The 6,813-nt window shown below is 45.9% G+C and carries 3 protein-coding genes; all 3 read left to right on the top strand.

Annotated elements, in window-relative coordinates; genetic code table 11:
* Positions 1-47: 47 nt before the first annotated feature.
* The 3 genes from E3K36_09375 (at position 48) to E3K36_09365 (ending at position 6,526) form a co-directional block, all read left to right on the top strand.
* On the top strand, positions 48-593 hold the full coding sequence (locus tag E3K36_09375) for a hypothetical protein (protein MCF6155447.1): 546 nt from the start codon (positions 48-50) through the stop codon (positions 591-593).
* A 423-nt stretch (positions 594-1,016) separates the two neighbouring features.
* Positions 1,017-2,408: a hypothetical protein gene (locus tag E3K36_09370; protein MCF6155446.1), complete on the top strand. Its 1,392-nt coding sequence runs from the start codon at positions 1,017-1,019 to the stop codon at positions 2,406-2,408.
* A gap of 890 nt (positions 2,409-3,298) precedes the next feature.
* The gene (locus E3K36_09365) at positions 3,299-6,526 is read left to right on the top strand and encodes a hypothetical protein (GenBank protein MCF6155445.1); all 3,228 of its coding nucleotides are present in this window, start codon (positions 3,299-3,301) and stop codon (positions 6,524-6,526) included.
* Positions 6,527-6,813: the final 287 nt, after the last annotated feature.

Here is a 6,813-nt window from a genome sequence, read left to right as displayed (position 1 = left end):
CGGACGTATGCGATCCACCAAATTCTGAGGATAAGTGCTTAACGAGCGTGGGGGATACGGATGAGTGCAAAGGTGGCAGCGACATCTGCGACCCTGGTACGAACAACCCGGACGTATGCGATCCACCAAATTCTGAGGATAAGTGCTTAACGAGCGTGGGGGATACGGATGAGTGCAAAGGTGGCAGCGACATCTGCGACCCTGGTACGAACAACCCGGACGTATGCGATCCACCGAATTCTGAGGATAAGTGCTTAACGAGTGTGGGGGATACGGATGAGGCCAATGTCATCCAATTGATCTCGTTTACCGCTAATGCTGACGTCAATGGAAGTGTTGTCATAACCTGGAAGACAGCCACGGAGATCGACAACGCCGGCTTCAACCTCTACCGCGCCAGAAGTAAGGATGGGCATTACAAAAAGATCAACGATTTCCTTATCCCTGCCCAAGGCAATGCCACATCAGGAGCCAGTTACAGCCATGTAGACACGCCACCGGCCAAAGGTACATACTACTATAAGCTGGAGGACGTGGACTATAACGGCCTGAGCACCATGCATGGTCCAGAAAAGGTGAGGGTGAGGAAGTAGATTTAGGAATTCGGATTTTAGATTTTGGATTTGAGGGGAAGTGTAACAGAAGTCAGAATAAAAAAGTGTAAGCAGTCGGGGATCGACTCTCAGTGATAAGGCAAAGGCTGAAGGCATAAAGAAACATTGAAAATTTTTTCTAGAGAAAAGGAGGTGAAAAAAATATGGAAAACAAGAAATTGCCAGAGTATGTGGTACCAGAAGTAATTACCTACACCGATGAGGAGATACTGGAGAAACTGGGGCCGGCACAAACTGGCCCTTATGTTAACGACAGGGCATTCTAAATATTTTTGTGCATGGTGGTGGCTTAAACGTAATACAGGTGTGTCTGGATGGTAAAAACACCATCCAGACACACCTCAAAAGGTACGTAGGATTTTTTGGTTGTACCGATGAAAATTATTTCTTTGTTTTTCTAAAATGCAATACAACAAAGGTAAGATTACCACTGTGGAATTATTGACAACAGGGTCTTCGCTTCAACAATTGAAGTTGCGCTTTTTTGATCGGGAAGTACTTATAAAATCGGATTCCGGTGATTTTATCAATTGTTTTGCCCGGATGTATCGCAGATTCAATGCACAACCGAGCTGTAACCAAAATACCCCTCTCCTTCCCCCCTTCGCAAGGGAAAGAGGAAGTGTTATTGATTACCCCCCTTTGATTCCCCCCTTCGCAAGGGGGGACACAGGGGGGTGTAAAAAACTTTCCGAAACCTGTCTTCATGAAACACGTCCTCGCGAAAGCGGGGATGGGGAAAAGAAGTTTTTACAGGATAATACTACAATCGACGGACAGATGATGATGACTCACGCACCGGTTGAGTTTATCCTGTTGACTAATCCAGATAACTCATGGGGTAAACCGGTTTTGATTCTTGACCGTGAGGTTATACCACTGAATGACACAGGATTACTGGACGGGTATGCTTACGAAAATATACTCATCAGTATTATAACAAGGATACGCAGTCATTTCTTAATTCATGCCGGGGTTGTTTCTTACGCAGGAGCAGGTATTATTCTTGCCGCTGATGCCATGCATGGAAAGACGACCCTGGTTTTAGAACTTATACGGCGGGGATTCAGGTTCCTTTCAGATGAATTTGCCGCTTTGGGTCGGAATGATAGATTCGTATATCCATTTCCCAGGAGTCTCAGGGTTCGCAGAGGGACATTAGAACTTGCCGGCTTCCCATCGGAGGCTGCGGGGGCTCCACTATGGCTGGGCAAGTTGATTCTGGATATCGAAGAGATACAACCAAACTGTCTGGGCAAGGTATCTTCCATTAACCACATTATTATCTTAAAAGACCCTGCCGAGGGGGAAGAAGATACTGGGGTCAATTCAAGAAAGGAACTGAGCATTTATGTTGACCGATTGGACGATACCTTTCTTGCCACAGTAAGTCAAATTGAAGGTGTAACAGATGTGCAAACAGGTAATTCGAGTATTTATCCTATGCTTAAGCTACATGCCATCCGCACGACTCCTGTTCTTACACAAATCGAGGCATTGTGCAGGGACCATCGGATATTGGTGCTGGATATCATCAAGGGAACAAAAAGACGCCCTGCCTTTCAAGCACCTGCACGACTCAAAGAGATACCAAAGAGTCAGGCCGTGATGGAGTTATTAAGTCGCTTTCAAGCCGGGTACAGGTCGGAACTCTTAAAAGATGAATTTGGTGGCAGTTCCACGCGATTGTTTATGGAATTATCCAGCGCAATAGCGCATGCGAACTGTTATCAACTTTCTGTTGGCCCCCTTCAGGAGATGGCAGATCTCGTGTGCGGTCTTGCAGGCGCATAATAGATGCAGGCAAAAGCGAACCTACCCCTGAGTCCATGCGCGTTAAGTTGAGCGGTTTTTGGGGTGGCATGGACAAACGGAGTTTGTCCGTGCCCTCTTGCAAACTATAGCAGTTTAAAATCTTGTGGGTACGGGCGGTTACTATCCCCCGCTGGCGGGGGCAGGGGGTGGAAATGGGAAGGCCAACATGATAGACAATTACTCTGCGAGCGCTAGCTATAAGATGAAGTGTTGCAGAATATAAACAGTGATAAGTAAATGGAGGAAACAGCATGGTAGACACAAATTGAAGCAGTCCTGTCCACCCCCTAACCCCCGCCAGCGGGGGATAAGTAAAAATGACCCGGCGGGGCGTCTGTACCAAAACAAGGGGGTTGATGGTAATTATAAATTCTTAACTTAACACGCATGCCCCTGAATCCCCTCCCAGGAGAGGATTCAGGGGGGTGGTATTATGAACGTTACTCTAAGGCTTGAACTCGTGCTGTGAGATGGAATTATGCCAAATGTTTCGGTTCAATCGGGGACGATTGAACCTGCGAAGAGTTTTTAGGGAGACAATAACAAACTTCGGTTGTCCGTGTTTAACTGAAATCCGCATATTTTATAATGGTACAAATTATTCCCCTCTTGGGAGGGGTTAGGGGTGGGTCACCTGGGCGTGAAATCTCAGTGAACCCCGTTAGAAAGTTTAGAAGAGGCTTCAAACTCCGCCCTTTCGGACGGAGACTCCTTTCTAACGGGGTGAATATTTCACGAATTAACGACTTACCCACCCCTAAATCCCCTCCCAGGAGGGGACTTTCTAACTTGAATTCTTAAGTCTGCAATTAGTTTACTGGTTTAACGACGCAAACATTTTTCAGAAAAATTATTCATTGGGGTGTTAGATGCGATTATGTAAGGGAAGAAATATTTCTCCGGGTATTTGGCGCTTTTGTGGCGCCAGTGTTATGATTCTCGCTCTGTTCTTTATTGTAAGCAGTCTTTTCCTGCCTTTTGCAGAGGCGCAAAAGGCTTCTGGAAGTCCAGTAAGGATATTGGATGCCGATGGCCAGTCCATGATACTTGAATTAAAAGTCAGTGATTATCAAATAGAAACGATAGAGCATGAAGGGGAAAGGTATCATCGGGTCACTATATCTTCCCTGTTGCAAAGGAATAAACCAGGAGACCCCCAGATTCCCATGTGCGGTGCATTGCTGGGTTTGCCATCTACAAAGGGCGTTTCTGTGCAAATCCTGGATGCCGGTTATGAAACATTGAGCGGATATCGTCTTTATCCGGCGACAGGTTTGAGCGTGGCAGGCGATAGCGTGGTAAGTATGAGGAATAAAGACCTAGAACAGGTTTTCATCCTCAATCAAAAAGTCTACTCCACAGACTCTTTCTATCCGGGGACAATAGTCGAAACAGGATGCACCGGATTCATGCGAGACCAGCCTGTGGCTCAGGTGCAATTTTATCCGGTACAATATAACCCGGTTACTCAAGAGGTGCGTCTTTACCGTCGTATTATTGCAAGGATTACATGGAATACCCCTGTTTCAGTAGAGAAAACAATACGATTGCCCAGTCCTGCTTACGAGCCCTTGTTAAGAGGAAATATCCTTAACTATGACATTTTAGAAAGACCGCCGGTTGCAAAAGAGGTATCCTTGCCTGAAAGCGCAGCGACTAAAAATGATTCAATCACAAGCGATGGAACTCATTTAAAGATTGGAATAAATGAAAATGGTATCTATAAACTAACCTACGATGATCTTACAAATGCAGGCTTAAAATTGAGTAGTATAGACCCTCGCACACTTAGGATGAGCAATAAGGGTACGGAAGTGCCTATTTCTATATACGGCGAGAGCGACGGCGTATTTGATACAAACGATTCCATCCTTTTTTATGGCATAGCAAACAACGATATGTATACCTCTAAAAATGTATATTGGTTGACCGCAGGCGATGGCAATGGTCAACGGATGCGTACGGTGGATGGGACACTTTCAGGGAGCGCTGCCATACCGGATTACTTTCCTGCCACCTTGCATGCCGAGGAGGACAGCTATTACTGGCAAACCATTCCCAATGGCGAGGGACAGGATCACTGGTTCTGGGATGACAAGTTAACGGCGCCGAAATCGAGAGACTTTTCCCTGGTTTTGAACCATATTTCGACTACGACTGACACAGCAACTGTGCGGGTGAGATTGAAAGGGCGTACCGACGTCCAGACGAATCCCGACCACCACACAAAGATCTATCTTAACGGTGTTGAGATAGACGATCAATCGTGGGATGGACAGATCATCTTCGATCATGAAGTGTCTGTGCCCCATTCCTATCTAAACGAGGGGGCCAATACCATCCGCGTGGAAGCTGTTGGGGACACCGTGGCCACAGTGGACCAGGTTTTTGTGGATTGGTTAGAGATTGATTACTTTGATACCTACGTGGCAGAAAATGATGAACTTCATTTTGGTGTACCAACAGCCGGTACTTTCCAATTCAAAGTATCCGGTTTTAGCAGCAATGCTGTGAATATTTTCGATATAACAGACCCGGCCAATGTGGCACTTATCATCAATACAGGCGTTTTGACTGAAGGAAACACATACACACTGCAGTTTGAAGATGCCACCCAGGCAGGAACGCGATATTTGGCGCTGACGTCAGCACGATACAAATCGCCTGCCAGCATAGAAAGCGATCAATCATCGTCCTGGAAATCCACAAGCAACGGGGCCGACTATATTATCGTAACACATGAGGATTTCTATGACAGCGCATTAAAACTGGCTAATCATAGAAGTGATTCAGGCCTGAGAGTGGTCACGGTCAAGATTGAGGACATTTACGATGAGTTCAACTACGGCATCTTTAATCCTCAGGCCATACGGGACTTTTTGGCGTATGCCTACAACAATTGGGTCGCTCCGGCACCCACGTATATCCTGCTCCTCGGCGATGCCTGCCAGGATTATAAAGATAATCTCCATACGGGTACGGTGGATTACGTACCATCGCAGCTTATTGAAACGGATATACTGGGAGAAACGCCATCCGATAACTGGTTTGTCCTGGTAAGTGGTGATGACATCCTGCCCGATATGTTTATTGGCCGACTGAGTGCGGAAACCAAAGCACAGGCAAATGACATTGCGGATAAGATCATCTCCTACGAAAAAAATCCACCCGATGATTCCTGGAATAGGGATGCATTATTCGTTGCAGATGACGATGATGCCTCGTGTGAAGAACTGTCAGAGGAATTGGCAAACCTTCTGCCCAATAACTACATTGCTAACAAGGTTTATGCAGGTAATTACACATCGGGAGACCCTACCAAAGACATCATCAATTATATCAATAAGGGAAGCATTCTGGCCAATTACGCGGGACATGGGGCAGTGGACAGGTGGGGATTGTGGGAAGATAACACGAAAGTTATCTTTGACAATAACGATATTGAATCGTTAAACAATACGCACAAATTGACGATGGTGACCGTGGCAGATTGCCTGAATGGATTTTTTACCGGGACAAAACCACAGGTTTCTATTGCAGAAGAGTTTCAGAGGCTTGCGGATAAAGGGGCAATAGCCGTATGGGCTCCCACTGCCTTGAGTTATACATCCTATCAACGAATACTGATGCGGGAATTTTATGGGTCTATCTTTCAGGGTGGCCTGTATGGACTTGGTGCGGCTACTACTGCTGCCAAGATTGCTACCTACGCCCAAGGCGACTTTTTGGGAGAATTGGTTGAAACCTTTGTGCTCTTTGGCGATCCGGCCACACAGCTGGGTGTTTCTGCCGATTCGCCGTTGTCGGTTATCGCGCCAAACGGGGGTGAAATAATAGCCGCAGGGTCCACGTATGCCATACAATGGGAGGCACCCCAGGATATCGTGAAATTTACCTTAAAATATTCTTTGAATAATGGAAATTCATGGAAAAAAATAGCAAAAAATGTAGAGGGCACAAGTTATGAATGGAAGGTACCTGTGCTGAAAAGGGATAAGAAAAAGTGCCTGATCCAGGTGATAGGCTATAATGAATCAGGCAAAAGAAAGGGGAAAGACACATCCGATGCGACGTTTACCATTGAGGCGGTGCGGTAATAAACCGCCACCGCTTGTTCCCAAACCATGTGCTGAACTTGTTGAAGCATCCGTTTGGGAACACAATTACAGAGAAACTGAGTTTCTCGTCCAGTACACTCCCAAACAAAGTTTGGGAGCGAGCAGCTAAAAATTAGGTTTTACCACCCGTGTAACGTGAACTTCAGTTCGCAAGACATCGACATAAATGTCGTGCTATATGCCCCGACTTGCTCGAGTCAGGATGTTTTTTAAAAAACTAAATTGATACTAAAAAACAAATTCCAAATAAATCTCAAACTTCGATT

Origin of the sequence: Candidatus Brocadia sp., from assembly GCA_021646415.1 — a bacterium.
Classification (GTDB): Bacteria; Planctomycetota; Brocadiia; order Brocadiales; family Brocadiaceae; genus Brocadia.
The sequence above is the reverse complement of the archived record's forward strand: the minus strand, read 5'-3'. Positions and strand labels throughout refer to the sequence as shown.